Source organism: Pontibacter coccineus (genome assembly GCF_030546575.1).
In the GTDB taxonomy this organism is placed as follows: Bacteria; Bacteroidota; Bacteroidia; order Cytophagales; family Hymenobacteraceae; genus Pontibacter; species Pontibacter coccineus.
In genome coordinates, this window is the sequence record NZ_JAUOTN010000004.1 from 271251 (window position 1) to 292719 (window position 21469).

Sequence of the window (21469 nt, forward strand, 5' to 3'; positions counted from 1 at the left end):
TTTTTAAGAGCCCCTATAAATGAAAGGATTCCATCAATTGCGCAATTATGGAAGTAGTAAAGTACTTCCATATACCTACTTCATCGGACTAGCCGCGCTCTGGTTCTTTGGCGACCTGGTTGCCAAAGAAAATTTCAGCCTCGTTGCCTTGGGCATCATGGTCGCGCTAGCTATTCAAGCCGTGTGGCAGAATAAATTGGCAGGAACGTGTCTGGGCGTATTCGCCGCAGCAATCAGCTTCGTAGCTTTTTTGGCAGTTCTTTCAGAGTTTAGCGATTTTGAAGTTGTTAATGGGAGTGCTATACAGTTGATCGCTGTTGGCTCAATCCTTTCATTAAGCGGGCTTGCCATGGGGGTTTTGTTGACTGTAACGAACTCGCGTAAACTGGCAGCGTAAGCATCCGCTTTTCCAACTTATACCTAGCGCTATCTTTATACCTTAAAGCTGTACCATGACTTTAGAAATCAAGCCTACCTGGAACGCCGTGAACAGGGTGTTGACCATCATCAACCTTATTCTGTTTATGGTACTGAATGGTCAAGGCTTTGACTATAAAAAGGTGAAAGGCAAGACGGTGCCGTTATACCTAAATTTGGTTCTGCTGTTCGTCTTGGGTTTCGCAGTGTTCGTGACCTTATATGGTTTGCTTAAATAGCCGTTATACCTGAGTATAGCTTAAAGACAAAAACGCCCGGCAGGTATAGACTGCCGGGCGTTTTTTAATGTTATTTCGAACGCTGGTGAGAAATCTGGAGTCGTAACGACTCACTATTCCTGATTTCTCGCTGCCGCCCGAAATGACACGCTGAGCCGGCGCCTTATTTCACGATCTCCACATACCTTGGCCCCGCTCCTTCCCATACCAGTTCATTGTTATACCATACCTTGGTTACGGCAACAGACTGGTTGCTTTTCCCCCACCTTTTTATAATACAGGATATCGTGTCGGTATCTGTTTCATTAAGCTTAAGGTAAGTCTGCGTTCGCATATTCTCTTCATCGAGGCTGGGGAAAAGCCGCATGACATGTTGGCTTCCGGTCTGAAACACAAAGAACTGCTTCGGATAATCCATTTTCCCATCAAAGACGCGCTCCTGCTTTCCGTTAGTCAGGTAGTACAGGTCTATGTTGTTGGTAGAAAAGGCATGGGGATTTTTTGCATCCAACAGATCATTACCAGCGGAATCTTTGAAGGTGAGCTCGATCGCAATATCTTGTATCACCTCCCCTTCCTCCTTTTCGCAGGCTGTGAACGTGAGGCTGACGGCTACCAGCAGCATTGTGATGACTTTCCCGAACTGGTTGAGGGTATAAGATTTTGCTTTCATGTAGCTGGTGCTTAAGTGGTTGAATCGCTTATCACTCTAAATATCAAAAATAAAAATAGAGTAGCATAATCTAATTTCACTTCACATGAAAAAGCCCCTGCAGGTATAGCTGCAGGGGCTTTAGATACTTTTCTATAATTTTTAACTCTCTACTAAATTTAAGATCTCCTCCAGGTACTCGCGGGTATTGCTGAGTCTTGGCACTTTGTGCTGGCCTCCGAGCTTTCCTTTTTTGCTGAGCCAGTTCATGAAAGTGCCTTTCGGGGCAGCATGCACGATGGGCTCCTGCAGGGCGATGTCATTCTGGCGCTTGGCGTCGTAGTCGGAGTTGATCTCACGCAGGGTCTCATCGAGCACCTGGGTGAAACGGGGCAAACTATCGGGTTCTTTCTCGAACTCAATCAGCCATTCGTGACCGCCACGCTTGCCGCTCTCCATGTACACAGGTGCGGCTGTGAAGTTGGAGATGATCGCACCAGTGGCTTCGCAGGCCCTGGTGATGGCTACTTCGGCGTTCTCCACGATCACCTCTTCGCCAAAAGCGTTGATAAAGTGCTTCGTGCGACCGGATATCTTGATGCGGTATGGGCTGAGGTTGGTGAAGCGCACCGTGTCGCCGATCTTGTAGCGCCACAAACCGGCGTTGGTCGAAATCACGATGGCGTAATTCTTGCCCAACTCCACCTGGTCCAGCGTTAGCGTTGCGGGATTCTCCTCATCAAACTGGTCCATCGGGATAAACTCGTAGTACACACCGTAGTCCAGCATGAGCAGCATTTCGTCTTCGGTGTCGCGCTGGTCCTGTATTCCGAAAAAGCCCTCCGAGGCATTGTATACCTCCAGGTAGCGCATCTTATCGGAAGGTATGATCTCCCTGAACAGCTGCCGGTAAGGTCCAAAGGCAACAGCCCCGTGCGTAAAAAGCTCCAGATTCGGCCATACCTCCAGGATGTTTTGCTTGCCCGTCACCTCCAGAATGCGTTTCAGCAGCACGTAGGTCCAGGTAGGGACGCCGCTCAGGCTGGTCACGTTCTCGGGCACGGTCACTTCCACCATCTTCTCGATCTTCTCCTCCCACTTGTCCATGAGGGCCACTTTGAGCGGTGGCGTGCGCATGGCCTCGGCCCAGATCGGTAGGTTCTGCATGATCACCGCCGACACGTCGCCACAGGAGGTTTTGGCGTTGAACTCGTTGGGATGGTGGCTGCCCCCGATGGAGAGGCCCTTACCCGTGAAAAGCTTGGTGTCAGGGTAGTTGTTGACGTAGAGCGACAGCATGTCCTTGCCACCCTTGTAGTGGCAGTCCTCCAGCGACTCCGGGCTGACAGGTATAAACTTGCTGCGGGCGTTGGTGGTACCCGACGATTTGGCAAACCACTCGATCTTACTTGGCCACAGCACATTCTGCTCGCCCTTCATCACGCGCTCAATGTAGGGGTACAAGTCTTCGTAAGCAGCAATCGGCACCCGCTCCTGAAAGGTCTTCACCGACTTGATATCGCCGAAGCCATACTTCTTGCCAAACTCCGTGCCCTTCGCTGTGCTGATCAGGTTCTGAAACAGCTCGTTCTGCACTTCATGCGGGTACTTCCGAAACAGATCAATGTCATGAATCCGCTTCTTCATCACCCACGTCACGATAGAATTGATGATCTCCAAAGGCTGAAGGCTAAATTGTTAAATGGTTAAATTGTTGTTTGTCCACTTTATTAGGCTGTTGATGGCTATTGGCGGCTTTTTCAACTCACCTAATATGTACTGGTACTGCTCCTCAGTAATCAGCTTACGTACTCTTGCTTTCTCGGTCCAATTAAACGATTCGTACATGGAGCCCTGTGCATAGCGGTAAAACTTTATTTTGTCTTTTTTCCCATACCTGCCAAACCCCTCCGCAATATTGGCTGAGATACTATCTGCTGCCGTAGCATACTGCTGCCCCACCGTGTTTTGAGGAAAGTGGCTCCAGGCTATCACAATGTCCCAGATATGATTACTTAATGCAAAACTGATCTTGTAGGCTTCAATGTCGTTTAATTTAAGATATTTTTTCTCTTCCATCTCTCTTCGAACAACCATTTAACCATTCAACAATTTAACCTAAACTTTCCTCTTCAACTCAAAGTGCTTGCCCAGGTATACGCGGCGCACCTGTTCGTCGGCGGCGAGTTCCTCGGCGGTACCTGACTTCAGGATTTTGCCCTCGAACAGCAGGTAGGCGCGATCGGTAATGGAAAGGGTTTCGTTTACGTTGTGGTCGGTGATCAGGATGCCGATATTTTTGCTCTTGAGCTTGGCCACGATGCTCTGGATTTCCTCCACGGCAATCGGGTCTACGCCGGCGAAGGGCTCATCGAGCAGCACGAACTTGGGGTCGACAGCCAAGGCGCGGGCGATCTCGGTGCGGCGGCGCTCACCTCCTGAAAGTACAATGCCTTTGTTTTTCCGCACGTGCGTGAGCGAAAACTCTTCCAGTAGTTCCTCAACCTTTTCGAGCTGCTCTTTCCTGGGGCGGTTGGTCATTTCCAGCGGGGCCAGGATGTTCTCCTCCACCGTCAGCTGCCGGAACACCGAAGCTTCCTGCGCCAGGTAGCCCACGCCGCGCTTGGCACGCTTGTACATGGGCAGGTCGGTTATATCTTCCTGATCGAGGAAAATACGGCCCTGGTTCGGTTTCACCAGCCCCACGATCATGTAGAACGAGGTGGTTTTACCGGCACCGTTCGGTCCCAGCAAACCCACAATCTCACCCTGGTTCACTTCCACGCTCACGTCGTTCACGACCATGCGCGACTTATATTTTTTATATAGATGTTCGGCTCTTAATATCATCGGGCTAATTTACGCATTCTAGACCCGTCCTGCAATGCAGTAATCCTGCCAAGTTTTATACCTATACCTGGCGGGTATAACAGCAGGTATACCTGACCTTATATTCAGAAAATCTAATTTTAGAAATGAAATTATTCCGGGCACACTGTTGTTAGTGTCGCGTCTTCTTATTAGTTTGGAATTCCGATTAACCAGCCTTTATGATGTTTTCTTTACTTTACATGGCCGTCCACAAGGTGGCTTACTCCGGCTTATTGCTTTCGTTCATGTTTACCGGGTTTCCTTCCGGAGAGTCCGATAATGCAAAAAACAACGGCACTACTGCCAAAAATACAAGTGCTACTACCAAGACAGCGTTGATCACTTCTTCGAGCCTGAAGGGCATCGACGTGTCCAAGTGGCAGAAGGAGGTGGACTGGGAGCAGGTGCGCGATGCTGACGTAACGTTTGCATTCGTAAAGGCAACGCAGGACGATTATAGGCTGGACCCATACTTTGCCCGCAACTGGGCCGAAACAAAGCGCGTGGGCATCAAACGGGGCGCCTATCATTTCTTTATACCTGCCGCCCCGGTGCAGGGCCAGATCGAAATGTTCATCAACACGGTGGAGCTGCACGAAGGCGATTTGCCTCCGGTGCTGGATGTGGAAGTGATTGAAAAGCATACCTCCCCTGCCGACATGCGAAAGAACATGCGCATCTGGCTGGAAGCCGTGACTGCACACTATGGCGTAAAGCCGATTATCTATACCAATCAGAATTTCTACCGCCGCTGGCTGCAGGGGCACTTCAAGGACTACCATTTCTGGATTGCCCGCTACAACACCATCGAGCCCGACATTCACCACGAAGACAAATGGCTTTTCTGGCAGTATACCGATACGGGCAGGCTGTCCGGCGTGAATGCGGCGATCGATCTTAACTACTTTGCAGGCGACCTCAACAGCCTGAACCTAATGTGCGTGCCACCGAAGCTGACGCCATACCCGGAGAAAATAATCCTGGCGGAACTGGAGCAGCTGCCCGCCGTAAAGCTTCTGGCGAGCAACACCGAACAACCTTAACACCCCATGAATGAAGCGAGCCCTGCAACTGTAGGGCTCGCTTCATTCATTTTTGCTACTTGTGCGTAATCCTAGGTATATGAAAATGGGAGTCGCTTCTGTGTTAATCGGCCTGGTCGGTCTGATTGTGATCACCTATTTCTACCTTCAGGCAGAAGAAAGCCAGGTGGATACAGGTGAGATGCTGCACATGGCTTCTGTTTACACCATGAGCCTCCCGCTGCGGGTTGTTTTGTTTACAGTGGAGGCGCTGGGTGTTTTGCTGGGCTATCTGGCCTACAGGAGCCGGCACATCAAGCTGGGGTTGCTAGGTATAGGATTGTGCACGCTTTGCCTTATCCTTTTGTATGGTTACTCCTTTTAGCGACAGACTTAACGCCTTGCACAAGAGCTGTAACAGACATTTCAGTTACTATTTCAGCATCCGGATGTCCTTGATGCGCAGCTGCAGCGTCACGTTCCCCCTGTACTCGTTCTCTTCTACAGTATAGCAGACATCGAAAGGTATCCCTTTGGAAATGTGCCGGAAGAAGTCGCCAAAGCCGAAGCCAATGGCGTCAATGTCATAAAAGCCGTCCTGCGTCAGGCGCAGCTTCAGGTGGCTGTCGCCGACCACACGCACGCTCCCCGTATCGTACACGCACTCCGACACAAACACGGGCTTCATGTTGCCCGGCCCGAAAGGCTCCATCTGCTTTATGATCTTGTAGAAATTCGGGGTGATCTGGTTGAGCCTGATCTTGGCGTCTACCTCTATTTGCGGGATCTTCTGGTCTTCGGTGATCGTGCGGGCCACCACCTCTTCAAAACGCTGCCGGAAAGCAGGCACGTTTTCCACGGGCAGCGTAAGGCCGGCTGCGTACATATGGCCTCCGAACTGATCGAGCAGGTCGGAGCAGCTTTCGATGGCGTCGTGCACGTTGAAACCATGCACCGAACGGGCCGAGCCAGACGCCTTGCCGTTGGACTGCGTGAGGATGATGGTAGGCCGGTAGTAATGGTCGATGCAGCGTGAAGCCACGATACCGATCACGCCTTTGTGCCAGTTTTCTTTATAGAGTACCGTCGAGTTGGCGTTGCGCAGAAACTCGTCCTCGGCAATCATCTGCAGCGCCTCTTTGGTGATGTTGGAGTCTTTGTCGCGGCGCTCTTTGTTGGACTCGTTGATGATGTCGGCCATCTCAAAGGCCTCTACCTTCGTCTGGGCCAGCAGCATGCGCACAGAGCGCTTCGCATCGCCCATACGACCTGCCGCGTTGATGCGGGGCGCAAAGCCGAACACAACACTGGTGATGTCCATTTCGCCGCTTATACCTGCCAGTTCCTTCAGTGCTTCGAGCCCCGGGCGCAGCGGGCCTGGTCCGTTGATCAGTTGCAGACCAAAGTATGCCAGGATACGGTTCTCACCCGTGATCGGCACAATATCGGCAGCAATACTCACCACCAGCAAGTCGAGCAGCTTAAAAGTTTCTTCTTGCGGAATGCCCTGTTGAATGCAAAAAGCCTGCGCCAGCTTAAAGCCAACGCCACAACCTGACAGTTCTTTGTAGGGGTAGGGACAGTCGATCTGCTTCGGGTCCAGCACCGCCACGGCCTGCGGAATGTCCTCGTCGGGCAAGTGGTGGTCGCAGATGATGAAGTCTATACCCAGCGTCTTGGCATAGGCTACCTTGTCGGCCGATTTGATGCCGCAGTCGAGGCTGATGATAAGTGTGAAGCCCTGCTCTTTGGCGTAATCTATACCTTGTGTGGAGACGCCGTAGCCTTCCTTATACCTGTCCGGGATATAATATTCGACCTGGCCGGGTTGGGTGAGCGGAAGCAGGAAGCTGTACATGAGCGACACAGAGGTGGTTCCGTCTACGTCGTAGTCACCGTAGACCAGTATCCGCTCGGAGCGGTGAAGCGCTTCAGCCAGCCGGTCGACGGCGCGGTGCATGTCCTTCATCAGGAAGGGGTCGTGCAGGTCGAGCAGGCTAGGTCGGAAAAACGCTTTGGCTTCCTCGTACGTGCAGATAGAGCGCTGGCACAGTACGTCGGCCAGCGTGGTGCTGATCCGGAGCGATTCGGCCAATTGATTGATCATCGCTGGCGCAACGCTTTCGTTATATACCCACCTTTTCTCCATATGCTGCTTCACAAATAATCCCGGCTGCAAAGTTAGTCAATTTAAGCAGGATTTGGGTCGGCCGCATCCCATAACACAGCACCTTTGCGCTATTTTTTGTAATTTGCAGTCATACAATTCACCAGATCATGAAACGACTTAGAGAAATTTATGAGCAGTATAAGAACTACTCGCTCGACCTGATCATGTATGGATTCTTCCTTATTTTCATCCTGTTCCTGTTCCTTTTCTTTGCTTAGGATGTAGAGCAGAACAAAGTTTATACCTTTCGCAAAGATTTTTAAAGCACGCCCCATTAGGCGTACACCGGGTGGATGGGAGCTTGTGGGCCTGTGTGAATCCGGGCTAAACAGCTGGAAGTATAGCTTTTGCGACTGAGCGCTATACCTGTCAGTTCACGACGGGCGCATCGCCGCGCAGGTTGCGGAAACGCTTACGGGCTTCAGCCACATAAATGCTGCCTTGGTGCTTCACCAGAAACTCGTTGTATAGCTCCTGTGCCTTCTGGTTATTTTTCAGGTTCTCCTCATAAATGTAGGCCATCTTATACAGCGCATCATCACTCAGTATATCGGCAGGAGCGCTGACCACTTTCTCCAGACTGGCAATGGCCTTGTCAAACGCACCGGTGCGCTCGTAAATCGTCGCCTTCTGGAAGTAAATCTCGTCGGTCAGGCTGTGGCCCGGAAATTTCTGCAGCATGGCATCCAGCCTCTTTTGCGCCTCATCCAGCTTGTTCTGGAAAACGAGCAGCTCGATGGCCGCATATTCCTCCATCGCTACAGTAGATGTGTCCAGACCGGTGTTATCGGTGATGAGCAGGCTCAGGTCCATGGCGTCGTTGGCGATCTCGCGGCTGGTGGCCAGTTTCAGGATGTCGAGATGGGCCTGGGCCAACTCAAAGTCGCCTTTGTAGTAGTTGAGGCGGGCATTGCGCAGCTTGGCCTCATGCCCGATCGGCGTTTCTTTGTGCGACTTCTCCACCTGCGAGTACAGTAAGGTCGACTCCCAGGGCTCCCCCTTCAGCAGGTAGATGTCACCCAGCGTAAGTTTGCTCTCGGCCACAAAGTCGGCCTTGGCCCGCGGCACGGCGATCGCTTCCTGCAACAAGGCGATGGCTTTGTCTTTTTCATCCAGGTGAAAAGCATACAGGTTGGCCATGTGCTGCAGCACCTCCACCGTCTGGTCATTGCGTCCCACCTCGGCCAACAGTGCTTCGTAGTCTGATATCAGCGTCCTGATCTTATCCAGGTCAACCGGGAAGGTGTTCTCCACCTGCTCCTCACGGGCGTGTATCAGCCGCTGCCGGGCAATCAGGTAGTAGGGGCCATCCGGATACTCTTTGATGATGTACTCGTAGGCTTCAATGGCGCCCTGGTAATCCTGGTTGCGGGCACTGATGGCACCCAGTTCCATCACACGGGTACCGCCGCTTCGGGTGCGTTTGTCCACGGAGCGGGCTTGCAGCAGGGCGCTATAGAAGTCACGGCGCTGGATGTAGAGCCAGATCAGCAGTTCGTTATAAGCCAGCAGATCTGGATATTGCTGCACCCGCGTTATCAGTTCCTTTTCCAGCGCATTCATCGTCTTTTCGTCCTGCATGCTGTTCTGCAGCATGTTCTGCACATAGATGAGCTCACTTTCATTTTCCTGCAGCAGGTTGAGTGCCTCCCCTATCAGGCTTTCGTGCTTTTGGCGGAAGGTATAGAGCGCGATAAGCGAACGGTTGTGCTCATAGGGATTTTTGCTGAGCTCACGCCCGCGCAGGTAAGCTTTCTCAGCATAGTCAAACAACTCGTGCTGCACAAACACGCTGGCTGCCACAATCACCTCCTCTTGCTTTAGCTGCGCGATCAGTTTGTCGAAATGCTTCTCGGCCGCTGCTTTGTCGCCGGCAGCCTGGTACACTATACCTAAGTCAACGTTGTAGCTAATTTGGCCGGGGTAGCGCTTGATGGTGCGCTTCACCAACTTCTCAGCATCTTTGTGGTTGTTCTGCGCCAGCAGGGTTTTCAGGTAGTCGGGGTACACGACAGAGAAAAGGCGCTGGTCGTCGATCAGCTTGCTGTAGATGGCCTCCGCTTTCTGGTACTCGCCTTTGCTGAGGTACTCGCGTGCCAGCGCCAGCTCCTGGGTCTGCGCCATGGTAAAAGGCGCTGCCAGCACCACAAACAGGAGCACAAACAGCAGGCGTAGTAAATAGGTATAGGCAGGTATAAACATCATCTATTACAACGTGTAGACGGGCTTTTTGATATGGACTTGGCTCCCGAAAATGAAGATAGCCAATAATTTCGGTTCAGCCATAAACAGAAAAGGGCCGCTCCTAATGGGGCAGCCCTTTTCCTATACCTGTCGTGCAGTTCTTAGAAGAATCTTACGCGGTTGTCTTTGATATCGGCTTTCTCTTTGATCGCCTCAAATGCGTTGGTTTCTACACGCGAAGAGCGGGTGTTGGCCAGTTGTGCTTTCACGCCAGAAAGATCCTGTGCATCCGGCGCTTTGGTCAGGTTGATCAGCTCTACCATCACCACACCGCCCTGTCCTTCGATCGGGGCAGTACGGCTGCCTGGCTTCAAGCCAAAGGCACTGCCGATCGCCACTGGCTCCAGGCCAAGGCCAGGTATAGCACCAGAGGCAAGCGATACTTCCTCGGCGTCTCTTACAATCGCATCCGGACCGTAGTTAGCCGCGATCTGATCGATTGAACCTGTAGCACCTTTCAGCTTATCCATGATCTGCTGTGCCTTCACCTCGTTACGAACGGCTGCGGTCAGCTCTTCTTTCACATCCTCCAACTTGGCGTAGCCCGCTTCACGCTTGCCAGTCAGGGTAGCGATCACGTACTGGTCGTTAATTTCGAACACAGGCGATACATCACCCACCGAAGTGTCTTTTGAGTAAGCCCAGCGCACCAGTTCTCTGGCGTTGCTCAGGTTACCTACCAGCACGTTGTTTTTACCTACGTTCGGCGCCTCTTCAATAGAAAGGGCTTCATTTTTCTTCACGTTCTCTCTGAACTCCTGAGTTGAGCCACTTGTGCCGGCCAGTTCGTCAGCCATTGCATAGGCCTGGTCGCGGGTGGCGTCGCTTGCGTCCAGTGCGCGCTGCACAGCAGCCACTTTGTAAGTACGCTTCGACTTAGGAGCCGTTACTTTAATGATGTGGTAGCCATACTCTGTTTCAACAGGGGTAGGCAGCAGGCCTTCGGCAGAAGCGCCAAACACGGCCTTCTCGAATGCTGGCACCATGCGGCCTTCTGTGAAGTAACCCAGGTCACCACCTACTGACGCAGTACCGTCAGAACCATGCTGTGCCGCCAGAGCAGCAAAGTCAGCACCGTTCTTGATCTGCGCATGAATGTCTTTTGCTTTGGCAAGGGCAGCCTGCTTCGCCTCCGGTGAGTCGTTCTCCGGCTTGATCAGGATGTGGCTGGCACGAGCAGTGTTTGTGCTGCCGTCCTTAATGTCCATGATCTTGTACAGCGCATAGGTATCGCCGTCGTTGTAAGGGCCGTATACCTTGCCTTCTTCCAGCGGTGCGATTTTGTGCAGTTGCTCAGGCAACTCTGCTGTGTGCAGGTACGTGCCGTCGTATGGCACGTCTGAGTGCGTGTTCACAAAAGCAGAGTCGTTGGTCGATGCCGCGAACTGCTCTGTCATGTCTTTCAACTCTTCCTGGAAGTAGTTCATGTCATCGGTAGAAGCAGCCACCGGAACGGTCACAAACTCTACTGTACGACCATCCTCTACTTTGTAAAGCTCTTTGTTGCGGTTGTAGTAGTCTTTCAGCTGCGCGTCTGTTACGCTCACAGCAGAGTCAGCGATCGAAAAGTAAGGGATGTACAACACTTTCATGTCGGCCATCGTGTTCTGCGCATCGAAGTGTTTCTTTGCTTCAGCCGTTGTTACGTACACCGACTTGGTGAGCAGGTTGCTGTACTTGGTCTGGATGCGGTCGTTGAGAATGCTCTGCTCGAAGTTAACCCACATCGGGCGGCCACCGGTCTGGTCCAGGCTCTGCAGGTACTGAACAACTTGGGCACGGTCAAACTCGCCTGTTTGCGGGTTAGTGAATGCCTGGCGCACTGAAGGGTGTATGTTGTTACCCTGCACCATGTCGGCCAGTTCTTCTTCTGACACCTCGATGCCCAGACGGTCATACTCTTTCTGCAAGGCAATCTGGAAGATTAGCTGGTTCCAGGCCTGCTCACGCATCATAGCCATTTCGCTCTCTGTGGCAGCACGCTGTACCTGTCCTTCGTACTGGGCTTTGATCTGCTGAAACACCATATCGAAGCGCTGGTAGTCAATTTCCTCACCGGCTATTTCGCCTACGGTAGTCGCATCGTTACCCAAAAGTCTGGAGTTTGGCCCTAATAGGTCGCCGCCTACTACAAATACGCCAAGTCCAATGGCGATAGCGCCAACAGCCCAACCCGACTTTTCTCTAATCTTGTTAATTAATGCCATGTGTTATACGAATGATAAAGGATGTGCAAAATAAGGTTAATCGTGCAAAAATTCAAAATTTTGTGCACATCTGTTTAAAATACGCCATCTGCCTGTAAGTCTGGGTCTTTGAAGAGCTTCACGGCGTTGATGCGGTTATCATCCATCGAGAGGATGGTAACCGTAAAGGGACGCAGCTCCACCACATCGCCCGGCTTGGGTATTTCGCCCAGTACCGAGAAGATAAGTCCGCCCAATGTCTCGTAATCCCCCTCAGGCAGGTGGAGCTCGTATTTGTCGTTGAGGTAGTCGATCTCGTGGCGGGCGCTCAGCAGGTAGAGGTCCTTGGCCGGGAACACCTGCTCGAGCAGCGCTTCGTAGTCGTATTCGTCCTGTATCTCCCCTACGATCTCCTCGATCACGTCCTCCACGGTTACGATACCGGACGTTCCGCCGAACTCATCCACCACCACCGCCACGGTACGGTGCTCTGTGCCGAAACGCAAAAACAACTCACTGGCCAGCATACTCTCCGGCACCAGGCTCACCGGCGACAAGATCTCGCGGATGTGGCGTGGCTGCTGGAACATGGCCAACTGGTGGCAGTACCCGATGATGTTGTCGATGGAGTCTTCGTACACCAGTATCTTGGAATGCCCGGTTTTGATGAAGGTGTCGCGCAGCAGCTCTACCGGCTCATTTACCTCTACGGCCTCCACCTCCGTACGCGGCACCATGCATTCTTTCACACGCACTTTCTTAAACTCGAGCGCATTATGAAATATTTCCTGATTCACTTCCGGGGCTCCTTCCTCTACCGGGTGGTATAGCCTATTTTTGATGAAGGCGTTCAGGTCTGTCACCCCAAACACCGGGTGCTCGTCCGAGAACTCGATCTTGAGCACACGCTCGGCAATCCATTTGCTCAGCCTCATCAACAGGATGACAACCGGGTATAGCACGTAATAGAGCACCAGCATCGGTATAGCCAGCACGTCGAGCATGCGGTTGGGGTTAATGGCAAAGAGGCTGCGGGGAAGAAACTCGGCGGTGAGCAGCACGAAGACCGAGGCAAACAGCACCTGCAGCACCAAGATGAGCGGCGCCAGTTGCAAAGCCCCGGGCAGAAAGGCCTGGAACAAGGTATAGAGGATGCCCGCTATCACGAAGCCGTAGAGCACCAGCGAAAGAGCGTAGCCAATCAGCGTGGTGCCCATCAGCTGGGCGGGGTGTCGCATCAGGTACGTGAGAATGCGCCCGGAGAGGACGTTATTTTTCTCGTCGAGCTCTATCTGCAGTTTATTCGCTGCCATAAAGGCGATTTCTATACCTGCGAAAAAGGCGCAGGACAGCAGTGCAAGAATTAATAGCAGTATCTGGTCGGGGTCTATCATAAGATGTTACAGACTACTCAGTCTGTTTCTTCTTGCGGTAATGGTACACGATGTAGAGCATGAACCCGATCATGTAAATCCAGTAATTGCCAGCTATATCAGACTCCTGAATGCTTCTGTGCACGCCGACTACCATGGCCACAAAGGCCAGCGACAATAAAATAGTATTAACCAGTTTTTGGCTCATTATTCTTTCAGGCTGAATACGCCCGTCACTTTTTTGATTCTATAATTGCTAAAGTCCTGGTTTGCCTCCAGGCCGTGCCCCATCAGGATCTCCTCAGGCGTCGTAATCTTCACAAACTTGTCTGTGTAGATCTGGGCTTTGGCTTTGTTCCAGTAGAGTTCTTCGGTTTCGAGCTTTTCCTGCTTCTGCAGGTTGTGCACGATCACGTTGCCCCGCACCAGGTATAGGTCCTTGTTGCGCTCCTGCTTGCCGTAGTTGGCCCGAAGCGTCGACGTCACCGTCTCCCCTTCTTCCAGAAACTCCACATCAATGCCATCCGGGAAAACTACATCGCCATTTTCGTAGTCCTCCTGCATCGGGGTCTGCAGCCTGACCATTACCCTGGCCGAGTCGCTGTAGAGCGTCAGCACATTGGCTGTCTCCCGAAACGGGCCTTCGTATTTTTTCTCCTGGTCCGGGTCTTTCAGGTCTGTTCCGCAGCCTGCCGCCAGTAGGGCTAGCAAGGCGATCAGCACTGAAAAAATAGATCTCGGCATGCTTTTTATCCTTATCGAAAGTGAAGATACTAAAAATTAAAAAAGACCGTCGTCAGAACGGCCTGTTTTAATAATGCTTTTAAAGTCAGAATAGTTTACTCTATTCTGCGTTTTACAAACCAGCGGGTGTTGACGGTCACGCCTGCACCGAACTGAAAGTAGTTTTCGGCGATCAGGCCATTGTCGGTTGTGCCCCTCTTGCCATAGCCCATCATCACGTTCAGCTGGAAGGGCGGCTCAAAGTAATTACCCCGTCCAATTGGCAATGTTGCACCACCCGTAACGGCCATATCCTTGATGTTCTCGCCGTTAACTATGTACGGGCTCTGACCATAGCGCAGGCCACCCCGGTACGTAACACGCTTAAAGTAGCTGTCGATGGCGGTAGGATTTGGCGTGTACTCAGTTCCAAAACCAATCTTGTAGCTCTTGCCCAGTTCCTGCTCTCCGTCCAGGTTGCGGTAGTCTGACCAGTCCTGCGTCATAAACTCCGTGCCAATGGTCAGGTTAGAGCCATTGTCGTAGCTGATGGAGGCGCTCAGGCTTGGCGGAACATTCACCGAGGATTTAACACTGTCTGGCAGCATCGGCGCTCCCTTAAGGCCATCACCCAAGTCGCGGCGCTCGTAAGCTGAGTTGCGCTTCGCATTTAGATCGGCGCCCAGTGCGTAAACTGCCCCTGCGCTCACAAAGGCCTTATCAGCGATCTTCTTGCGGTAGTTGGCGCCACCCCTGAAAATAAAATCGGAATACCGGGTGCGCTCTACGTAGGCCACCCGCTCCAGCGAGGCGTTGCTGATCGAGGTATCTGCTACGATAGAAGAAGACTCCTGCGAGATAGTGCCGAACAGGTATGAGGCGCTGGCGCCAATTGTCAGGCCGTCCGCAATCCGGACACCGTGCCCAAAGTAGAGTTCTGAGATGCCGCCTTCGCCACTGTATTCGCTGATTACCACAGCCTCCTGCCTGTTCGGCAAAGAACCCATGTTTGTGATGTTATATTCAACCGAGCTGTAAGGTCTTAAGCTGAGCGCAGAGCTCCAACGCTTGCTGATAGGCACGCCCAGGGTCAGATAAGTCAGGTTGGCGTCGCCGTCGCGCTGCGATTGGTTGGCATTCTTTAGGGTTTTATACCTGCCGGTTATGCCGACATCAAACACAGTGATGCTGTTGTAGTATAGGAGTGCCGGGTTGGCTGTGTTGGAATGAAAGCTGTTCCCAGTGCTTACGCCCACATCGCCCATACCTGCCGTACGCAGATTGCCTAAGTTTGTGTTAAGTTCTCCTAATCCGTAGCGGGAGTAAGGCGAGTTACCGATGCTTTGCGCCTGCACGCCCTGCGCCAGGCACAGCACGGATGCGCAAATAAGTAAACGGAGCGTTTTATACATTATGTCTTAATATTCTTTGCAGTCCAATCAGGACCAGTTCAGGAATTACAAAGATGGGGTGTTTTACGGTACTTTCAAAAAATCCTGCGTCTCCTCCACAAAGTATAACCACCAGTTTATCTGATTTTTGCCGGTAAGCGCTGATTATACCCTCCACTTCTGCCACCGTACCACCCAGCACACCGCTCTCCAGCGACTCTTGTGTGGTCTGGCCGATCAAAGGAAAATTTTCGTGGATTCCTTGTATTAACGGAAGGCGGCCCGTAAAATTATGCAGAGCCTTGAATTTCATTTGGATGCCGGGAGCTATACCTCCACCCCGGTAATGGCCACGCTCATTTATAAAGTCATAAGTGATGGCCGTGCCTGCATCAATCGTGAGGCAGTTGCGCCCGGGGAAGAAATAATTAGCTGCCACAGCGGCTGCGATGCGGTCGGCACCCAGTGTTGCGGGCGTCTTGTAATCGTTAGAAACAGGCAGAGCTGTCTGCGCCGAAAGCTCGATGATGCTTCCGGACACTGACAGCCCTGCTTTTATTTGTTCTACTGCACCACCACTCACAGTGGCAATAATGGCATGGTCAAAGGTTTGGGACGCTACCGCTTGCGGCAATCCCTCCTGTTCTTTAAAACTGCCTTGCGAGACAAGGGCGTCTTCTTCAAAGACGCCGTACTTGCCTCCCGTATTGCCTATGTCAATGGCGATGCTGCGCATGTGCTTACATAAAGTATTTCAGGCGAATCACTTCTTTCTCAGACAGGTAACGCCACTCGCTGCGTGGCAAGTCCTTCTTGGTCAGGCCGGCGTACTGCACGCGGTCCAGCGTTACTACGTCATAGCCCAGGTGCTCAAAAATACGGCGAACAATGCGGTTGCGTCCGATGTGGATCTCCAGTCCGAGGAACTTCTTCGAGTCGCCCAGCATGGCCACGTCGTCTACCATCGCTTTGCCGTCCTCCAGTTCCACGCCTTCCACCACTTTCTGGAAATCGTCCTTGGTGATCGGCTTGTCGAGCTCCACCTGGTAGATTTTCTTGATCTCGTTGGATGGGTGCGTCAGTTTCTGGGCCAGTTCCCCGTCGTTAGTGAACAGCAGCAGACCGGTTGTGTTGCGGTCCAGGCGACCCACCGGGAAGATGCGCTCTTTTGAGGCTTTCTCTACCAGGCTCATCACCGTTTTGCGACCTTCCGGGTCTTCTGTAGTCGTGATAAAGTCTTTTGGCTTGTTAAGCAGCACGTAAACCATCTTCTCGCGGCTCAGCACTTTCTTGCCGTATGTCACGGTGTCAGAAGGCTGTACTTTGAAGCCCATTTCGGTTACTGCTTCACCATTCACCTTGATCTCGCCTGACAGAATCAGTTCGTCCGCCTCACGACGGGAGCATACACCGGCATTGGCAATGTAACGGTTCAAACGGATGCTTCCGTCCTCGTCCTCGCCTTTGCGGTTGGTTTTCTTGATGCGTGGATTGTCTTTGTAGCGACGCAGGTCGTAGTTCGGCGTCTCCGGATTGTGCTCTGAATCGGAGCTGCTGTCGAAGCTACGGCCACGGCGCTCTTCGCCCCCTTTGCTGAACTTGTCTTTGCGGTCGAATGACTTACGTTCGCCTCCTTCTCTGCGATCACCAAAGCTGCGGCGCTCACCACCTTCCCTGCGATCACCTCCGAAAGAACGTCTCTCACCACGGTCATCCCCTTCACGACGATCACCGAAGCTGCGACGCTCGCCGCGGTCTTCTCTTTCACCACCTTCTCTGCGGTCGCCATAAGGCTTGCGCTCCCGGTCTCCTCCGAAAGAACGGCCTTCACCGCCCTCTCTTCTGTCACCGTATTGCTTGCGGTCGCCACCACCTTCGCGGCGGTCGCCGTATGGTTTACGCTCGCGGTCGCCGCCTTCACGACGATCGCCATAAGATTTACGCTCTCTGTCGCCACCGAAAGACCTGCGTTCTCCGCCTTCGCTACGGTCGTTGCCATACGAACGGCGTTCGCCTCTTTCTTCACGATTTTCACCGAATGAACGGCGCTCACCACCTTCTTCTCTGTTATCGCGGCTAAAGGATTTTCTCTCGCCACGCTCAGAGTCAAAGCGGCGCTCTCCGCCCTCTTTGCGTTCACCACCCTCGCGGCGATCGCCATAGGATCTGCGTTCGCCTCCTTCGTTACGGTCGCCATAAGGCTTGCGTTCCCGGTCTCCTCCAAAAGAGCGGCGTTCGCCACCCTCTTTTCTGTCGCCGTAGGGTTTGCGCTCACGGTCACCACCGAAAGAGCGTCTTTCGCCACCTTCCTTGCGGTCACCATATGATTTGCGTTCGCGATCGCCTCCGAAAGAACGGCCTTCGCCGCCTTCTCTACGATCACCGTACGACTTTCTTTCGCCACCCTCGCGGCGCTCTCTGTCGCCACCGAAGCTGCGGCGCTCGCCACCTTCGCGGCGGTCGCCGTATGGTTTGCGGTCTCCGCGGTCGTCTCTTCTATCGTTTCCGAAAGAGCGGCGCTCTCCGCCATCTCTTCCTTCGCCTTTATCTCTTCTGTTAAAAATCTTCTTTTCGCCGCGGTCGTTGTACGGTCTGCCTGACTCATTTCTGTCAGACGATCTTCTGCCTTCGCCGTCGCGTGAAGGTCTTTCGTTTTCTGTTGCCATTGTCTAATTATTATCGATGCAGTATCGCTACTGTACCCTTGTGTGCAGTATATGTAAGAATAGTATACTCTAATGAATGATGGGGGTTCGCTAGTCGGCTATTTCGCCGATCATGTTTTCTTCTGAGGCGAAATCCTTTAGCTGTGGAAGGTCCTTGATGTGGTTAATACCGAAATAGTCCATGAACTTCTGAGACGTGCCGTACAGTACGGGTCTCCCAATGGTATCGGCTTTACCCTTGATTTCGATAAGCTCTTTCTCTAGTAGTTTGTGAATGGCGTAGTCGCAGCCCACGCCACGAATCTGCTCCAGCGCCGTGCGGGTGATCGGCTGCTTGTAGGCAATAATTGCCAGCGTCTCCAAAGAAGACGCTGACAATTTCTTTTTTGACTTGTGCTTCAGGTAAGTACTTACCGTTTCCTGGTACTCCGGCTTGGTCAGGAATTGGTAACCGCCCCCGATAGCATATATCTGAAAGGCAAAACCAGCTTCGGCCAGCTGCTGATTGATATTCTCAATAGCCTCCAGCACGTCGCTCACCAGCACCTCCATTTGCAGCGACTCCGTCAGGCAGCGCTGCACCTCTTCAATGCTTATTGGCGATTGGGCACAAAATACCAGTGCCTGAATGTGATTCTGCAGTATATTCAAAGTAAAAATTTACTAGTCGTTACGCTGAAGCTTGGCTTCGATGGTATGCTGCGTATGCGGCACGGCACGAAGACGCTCTTTCGGGATCAGCTTGCCCGTCACGATGCAAACACCGTAAGTGCCGTTTTTGATGCGAATCAACGCATTCTCCAGCTGCTGGATAAACTTCATCTGACGCGATGCCAGCTGGTTCAGGCTTTCCTTTTCCGCTGTGTCTGCTCCGTCTTCCAGTACTTTGGTTGGAGATGCCGTGTTATCGGTGCCCGAGTCGTTTTTGCGGCTCAGGGTCTCTTTGATAAAAGACACTTCCTTGCGTGCATTCGTCAGCTTCTCCTGGATGATTGCTTCAAATTCTGCCAATTCCTCACGGGAATACCGCTGTCTCTCTTCGTTTGTGTTCATTATACTATCTTAGAACTAGGTTATAGCTTTTTGTCTTGATTCTCAAAAAACCGCCCCTCTGTCGTGTTAGCGCTTGTGCCTATTCAACAGCAAAGGGTGCGTTTTAGTTTACTGCTTCAAACTTAAACCCAAAAACCGAACCACGCTGATGTTCAGATTATTATTTAAGCTAAATTTCGTGCAAAAATAGAAGTTATATCTATAATTTGCTACCTGCCTTCTCTATTTTAATTTTAATTTTGTCTTTCCGCTCATTTATCCGGTTGGCGACAATACTGGAATGGAACTTGCTGATAGCCTGAACATGATCTGCCCCAATTAGGTTCGATATACTCGCTTCAATATATGAAAAACAGAATAATACTCGCTTTTGCCGCTGCGGCACTTCTTTTTATACCTGCTCAACAGGCTCAGGCTCAAGCACAACAGCCGAACAGGGCCGTTATCAAGGTAAACCCGTTGAGCGCTTTCGCACTTACGGGCTCTGGCTTTCTGGAATATGCCATCACCGATAACCTGAGTGCCCAGCTTGGCGCTTCTGTTACAGGCGTGTCTATCTCTAATATCAAGTTCAGTGGATACGGTTTTACGCCTGAGCTTCGGTATTATTTCTCTGAAAACAAGGTAGCGCCCATGGGGCCGTATGTGGCAGGCTATGGCCGTATCAGGAGCTTTAAACTGACAGCAGAGAAGCAGGACGAAGAAGGAAGAGACTACAGTGCCACTTATAAGCCAATAGGAGCTGGTGTGGCCATCGGTAACCAATGGATCTTTAACAGCGGCTTTACCTTCGATGTGTTTTTGGGCGCCGGCTACAATGGCGGCAATCTGAAGGTGAACGTCGGGACAGAGGAAGACTTTGATACAGGTATCATCGGCGACATGCTTTTGGGAGGCGGTTTTGCCGTTCGGCCAGGTATAGCGATTGGCTATAATTTTTAACCTGCCTATACCTGTATTCCCTTGTATAACAAAAAGGCCCTTGCTACAACTAGCAAGGGCCTTTTTGTTATACCTCTATACCTGCTCTCAGCCTAGAAGCTAAGCATGTGAATGGCTGCTGCGGCTGCCTCTACGCCTTTGTTGCCGTGCTTGCCGCCGGCTCTGTCCAGGGCCTGCTCCAGGGTATTGGTAGTCACCAGGCCAAACGAAACAGGCTTGTTGAACTTGAGCGACACATTGGTAAGCCCATTCGCCACCGCGTGGTTGATGTAGTCATCGTGCTTGGTGTCACCCTTGATCACGACGCCGATGCAGATCACCGCGTCGATCTCTTCCTGCAAGGCAAGGAACTGTGCACCCAGTGTTAGCTCGAAGCTGCCCGGCACGGTGTTGCGGAAAATGTTCTCCTTTTTGGCTCCGTGCTGCAGCAAGGTATCAATAGCGCCTGCACACAGCACATCCGTTATCTCATGGTGCCAGTCCGCCACTACAATGCCAAATTTCTTTTCAGATATATCGCCGAAGCCCTCTTTCTTATAGTCGTTCAGGTTTTTGAGAGAAGTAGCCATGTGTTAAATTGCTGATGGTTAAATTGTTAAATTGTTGACTCGCAGGTATAGCACCACGCCATACAGAAGGTATAGCGCTTACGTTCCATGCCCCGCTAGCCTAAAAAAAGAAGCGCTTTTGCCGGAAAGACAAAAGCGCTTTTTATATCCAGGCCTTCGCCTATCGGATCTTACTTGGCAGCAGCTGTGCCGGCCAGTGACTCAGCAAGCGCCTTGTACTTTTTGGCATCGGTTACTTCAGCTGACGTCGCATAATCCTTGATGATCTTGTCATACATGCCGACAGCAGCCTTGAAGTCGTTGGCAGCTTCGTAAGCTACGGCAGCCTTCATCAGGTACTGTGGTGAGAAGTATGCGTTGCTGTTGTGGCTGGCTGCTTTGTTATACAGGTCAGCGGCTTCCTTGTACTTACCTTGCTCAGAAAGGGCATCGCCCGTCAGGCTGTAAGCACGCGCCTGCATCAGGTAATCATCCGATTTGAAGTCCTCTAAGTGAGCCTGTGCCTCGGCAAAGTTTCCCTCCTTCAGTAAAGCAACGCCAGCATAGAACTTGGCCAGGTTGCCGGCCTCTGTTCCGCTATACTCATCCGCAATGCTCAGCAAACCGTCGTACTGTCCGTCGCCGTTCAGGGCTTTGTTCAGCGAGTCGGCCTCAAAGTAGTACACAGCCTGGAACATGGCTTCGTGCGCCTCCTGGTTCTGGGTAGTGCGGTGGTTATAATACAGGAAACCTGCAACAACAATAGCGGCAATGGCGGCAAACACACCGAGCAGCTTGGTTTTGTTTTTCTTCACAAAGTCCTCCGAATGCGCCAGGCGTTCAGCCAACACCTCCGGACTCTCTACCAGCTCCTCAAACTCGCTGTGCTTCTTTACTGTCTCTTTTGCCATTAGTTTAATTGAAATAAGAACTCAAAAATAGAAATTAAAAGCGATTCGTTCCAAATCTCAT

Annotated in this window: 22 protein-coding genes; 5 read left to right on the forward strand and 17 right to left on the reverse strand. The window is 51.9% G+C overall.

Going from position 1 to position 21469, the window contains the following annotated elements:
* Nucleotides 1–19: 19 nt before the first annotated feature.
* Nucleotides 20–397 carry a hypothetical protein gene (locus tag Q4E40_RS11180; protein WP_303412202.1) on the forward strand — a complete coding sequence of 126 codons (378 nt, stop codon included), beginning with the start codon at nt 20–22 and terminating at the stop codon, nt 395–397.
* Between the two features lie 55 nt (nt 398–452).
* Nucleotides 453–656, forward strand: coding sequence for a hypothetical protein (locus Q4E40_RS11185; protein ID WP_303412203.1), 204 nt, complete (start codon nt 453–455; stop codon nt 654–656).
* A gap of 163 nt (nt 657–819) precedes the next feature.
* On the opposite strand, the gene Q4E40_RS11190 is transcribed toward Q4E40_RS11185, so the two are convergent.
* From Q4E40_RS11190 to lptB, 4 genes are all read right to left on the reverse strand, one after another.
* Nucleotides 820–1329, reverse strand: a complete 510-nt coding sequence (locus tag Q4E40_RS11190; RefSeq protein WP_303412205.1) for a hypothetical protein — start codon at nt 1327–1329, stop codon at nt 820–822.
* Between the two features lie 141 nt (nt 1330–1470).
* Complete coding sequence (locus tag Q4E40_RS11195; protein ID WP_484573332.1) at nt 1471–2988, reverse strand: GH3 auxin-responsive promoter family protein; 1518 nt, start codon at nt 2986–2988, stop codon at nt 1471–1473.
* An 18-nt stretch (nt 2989–3006) separates the two neighbouring features.
* Nucleotides 3007–3387: a four helix bundle protein gene (locus Q4E40_RS11200; RefSeq protein ID WP_303412207.1), complete on the reverse strand. Its 381-nt coding sequence runs from the start codon at nt 3385–3387 to the stop codon at nt 3007–3009.
* Between the two features lie 39 nt (nt 3388–3426).
* Nucleotides 3427–4158 (reverse strand): LPS export ABC transporter ATP-binding protein, encoded by a 732-nt coding sequence (gene lptB, locus Q4E40_RS11205; RefSeq protein ID WP_303412209.1) that lies wholly within the window; start codon nt 4156–4158, stop codon nt 3427–3429.
* A 200-nt stretch (nt 4159–4358) separates the two neighbouring features.
* On the opposite strand from lptB, the gene Q4E40_RS11210 reads away from it, so the two are divergent.
* Nucleotides 4359–5222, forward strand: a complete 864-nt coding sequence (locus Q4E40_RS11210; RefSeq protein ID WP_303412210.1) for a glycoside hydrolase family 25 protein — start codon at nt 4359–4361, stop codon at nt 5220–5222.
* Nucleotides 5223–5301: 79 nt separating this feature from the next.
* On the forward strand, nt 5302–5586 hold the full coding sequence (locus Q4E40_RS11215) for a hypothetical protein (protein ID WP_303412211.1): 285 nt from the start codon (nt 5302–5304) through the stop codon (nt 5584–5586).
* A gap of 48 nt (nt 5587–5634) precedes the next feature.
* Here the strand turns inward: Q4E40_RS11215 and recJ are convergent, their stop codons facing one another.
* The 11 genes from recJ to Q4E40_RS11270 form a co-directional block, all read right to left on the reverse strand.
* Nucleotides 5635–7350: a single-stranded-DNA-specific exonuclease RecJ gene (gene recJ / locus Q4E40_RS11220; protein ID WP_303412213.1), complete on the reverse strand. Its 1716-nt coding sequence runs from the start codon at nt 7348–7350 to the stop codon at nt 5635–5637.
* Nucleotides 7351–7740: 390 nt separating this feature from the next.
* Complete coding sequence (locus Q4E40_RS11225) at nt 7741–9576, reverse strand: tetratricopeptide repeat protein (protein ID WP_303412214.1); 1836 nt, start codon at nt 9574–9576, stop codon at nt 7741–7743.
* A gap of 140 nt (nt 9577–9716) precedes the next feature.
* Nucleotides 9717–11822 (reverse strand): peptidylprolyl isomerase, encoded by a 2106-nt coding sequence (locus Q4E40_RS11230; RefSeq protein ID WP_303412215.1) that lies wholly within the window; start codon nt 11820–11822, stop codon nt 9717–9719.
* A gap of 74 nt (nt 11823–11896) precedes the next feature.
* Nucleotides 11897–13195, reverse strand: coding sequence for a hemolysin family protein (locus Q4E40_RS11235; protein WP_303412216.1), 1299 nt, complete (start codon nt 13193–13195; stop codon nt 11897–11899).
* 13 nt (nt 13196–13208) lie between these two features.
* Nucleotides 13209–13382, reverse strand: coding sequence for a hypothetical protein (locus tag Q4E40_RS11240; RefSeq protein WP_303412217.1), 174 nt, complete (start codon nt 13380–13382; stop codon nt 13209–13211).
* Nucleotides 13382–13918: an LPS export ABC transporter periplasmic protein LptC gene (lptC, locus tag Q4E40_RS11245; RefSeq protein WP_303412218.1), complete on the reverse strand. Its 537-nt coding sequence runs from the start codon at nt 13916–13918 to the stop codon at nt 13382–13384. The genes Q4E40_RS11240 and lptC overlap by 1 nt, the downstream gene beginning before the upstream one ends.
* Nucleotides 13919–14013: 95 nt before the next feature.
* On the reverse strand, nt 14014–15309 hold the full coding sequence (gene bamG, locus Q4E40_RS11250) for a BamG family beta-barrel-assembly machinery protein (protein ID WP_303412220.1): 1296 nt from the start codon (nt 15307–15309) through the stop codon (nt 14014–14016).
* A complete protein-coding gene (locus Q4E40_RS11255) occupies nt 15302–16024 on the reverse strand; it encodes a type III pantothenate kinase (RefSeq protein WP_303412221.1) in 723 nt (240 codons plus the stop codon). The genes bamG and Q4E40_RS11255 overlap by 8 nt, the downstream gene beginning before the upstream one ends.
* 4 nt (nt 16025–16028) lie before the next feature.
* Nucleotides 16029–17954, reverse strand: coding sequence for a pseudouridine synthase (locus Q4E40_RS11260; RefSeq protein ID WP_303412222.1), 1926 nt, complete (start codon nt 17952–17954; stop codon nt 16029–16031).
* Nucleotides 17955–18044: 90 nt separating this feature from the next.
* Entirely contained in the window at nt 18045–18605 is a 561-nt protein-coding gene (gene scpB / locus Q4E40_RS11265) for an SMC-Scp complex subunit ScpB (RefSeq protein ID WP_303412223.1), read from the reverse strand.
* A 12-nt stretch (nt 18606–18617) separates the two neighbouring features.
* Complete coding sequence (locus tag Q4E40_RS11270) at nt 18618–19007, reverse strand: TraR/DksA family transcriptional regulator (RefSeq protein ID WP_303412224.1); 390 nt, start codon at nt 19005–19007, stop codon at nt 18618–18620.
* Between the two features lie 345 nt (nt 19008–19352).
* Between Q4E40_RS11270 and Q4E40_RS11275 the strand changes: the two genes are divergently transcribed.
* On the forward strand, nt 19353–19949 hold the full coding sequence (locus Q4E40_RS11275; protein WP_303412226.1) for a DUF3575 domain-containing protein: 597 nt from the start codon (nt 19353–19355) through the stop codon (nt 19947–19949).
* Nucleotides 19950–20041: 92 nt separating this feature from the next.
* On the opposite strand, the gene ribH is transcribed toward Q4E40_RS11275, so the two are convergent.
* Nucleotides 20042–20518, reverse strand: a complete 477-nt coding sequence (gene ribH / locus Q4E40_RS11280; protein ID WP_303412227.1) for a 6,7-dimethyl-8-ribityllumazine synthase — start codon at nt 20516–20518, stop codon at nt 20042–20044.
* Between the two features lie 170 nt (nt 20519–20688).
* Nucleotides 20689–21408: a tetratricopeptide repeat protein gene (locus Q4E40_RS11285; protein WP_303412228.1), complete on the reverse strand. Its 720-nt coding sequence runs from the start codon at nt 21406–21408 to the stop codon at nt 20689–20691.
* Between the last annotated feature and the right edge of the window lie 61 nt (nt 21409–21469).

Excerpts from the sequence above, each read along its gene's own strand:
- Q4E40_RS11190 (WP_303412205.1), bottom strand. The coding sequence starts at position 1,329 with ATGAAAGCAAAATCTTATACCCTCAACCAGTTCGGGAAAGTCATCACA.
- Q4E40_RS11235 (WP_303412216.1), bottom strand. The coding sequence starts at position 13,195 with ATGATAGACCCCGACCAGATACTGCTATTAATTCTTGCACTGCTGTCC.
- lptC (WP_303412218.1), bottom strand. The coding sequence starts at position 13,918 with ATGCCGAGATCTATTTTTTCAGTGCTGATCGCCTTGCTAGCCCTACTG.
- Q4E40_RS11180 (WP_303412202.1), top strand. The coding sequence starts at position 20 with ATGAAAGGATTCCATCAATTGCGCAATTATGGAAGTAGTAAAGTACTT.
- Q4E40_RS11200 (WP_303412207.1), bottom strand. The coding sequence starts at position 3,387 with ATGGAAGAGAAAAAATATCTTAAATTAAACGACATTGAAGCCTACAAG.
- Q4E40_RS11255 (WP_303412221.1), bottom strand. The coding sequence starts at position 16,024 with ATGCGCAGCATCGCCATTGACATAGGCAATACGGGAGGCAAGTACGGC.
- Q4E40_RS11225 (WP_303412214.1), bottom strand. The coding sequence starts at position 9,576 with ATGATGTTTATACCTGCCTATACCTATTTACTACGCCTGCTGTTTGTG.
- recJ (WP_303412213.1), bottom strand. The coding sequence starts at position 7,350 with ATGGAGAAAAGGTGGGTATATAACGAAAGCGTTGCGCCAGCGATGATC.
- Q4E40_RS11210 (WP_303412210.1), top strand. The coding sequence starts at position 4,359 with ATGATGTTTTCTTTACTTTACATGGCCGTCCACAAGGTGGCTTACTCC.
- lptB (WP_303412209.1), bottom strand. The coding sequence starts at position 4,158 with ATGATATTAAGAGCCGAACATCTATATAAAAAATATAAGTCGCGCATG.
- bamG (WP_303412220.1), bottom strand. The coding sequence starts at position 15,309 with ATGTATAAAACGCTCCGTTTACTTATTTGCGCATCCGTGCTGTGCCTG.
- Q4E40_RS11185 (WP_303412203.1), top strand. The coding sequence starts at position 453 with ATGACTTTAGAAATCAAGCCTACCTGGAACGCCGTGAACAGGGTGTTG.
- ribH (WP_303412227.1), bottom strand. The coding sequence starts at position 20,518 with ATGGCTACTTCTCTCAAAAACCTGAACGACTATAAGAAAGAGGGCTTC.
- Q4E40_RS11285 (WP_303412228.1), bottom strand. The coding sequence starts at position 21,408 with ATGGCAAAAGAGACAGTAAAGAAGCACAGCGAGTTTGAGGAGCTGGTA.
- Q4E40_RS11260 (WP_303412222.1), bottom strand. The coding sequence starts at position 17,954 with ATGGCAACAGAAAACGAAAGACCTTCACGCGACGGCGAAGGCAGAAGA.
- Q4E40_RS11240 (WP_303412217.1), bottom strand. The coding sequence starts at position 13,382 with ATGAGCCAAAAACTGGTTAATACTATTTTATTGTCGCTGGCCTTTGTG.
- Q4E40_RS11270 (WP_303412224.1), bottom strand. The coding sequence starts at position 19,007 with ATGAACACAAACGAAGAGAGACAGCGGTATTCCCGTGAGGAATTGGCA.
- Q4E40_RS11275 (WP_303412226.1), top strand. The coding sequence starts at position 19,353 with ATGAAAAACAGAATAATACTCGCTTTTGCCGCTGCGGCACTTCTTTTT.
- Q4E40_RS11215 (WP_303412211.1), top strand. The coding sequence starts at position 5,302 with ATGAAAATGGGAGTCGCTTCTGTGTTAATCGGCCTGGTCGGTCTGATT.
- Q4E40_RS11230 (WP_303412215.1), bottom strand. The coding sequence starts at position 11,822 with ATGGCATTAATTAACAAGATTAGAGAAAAGTCGGGTTGGGCTGTTGGC.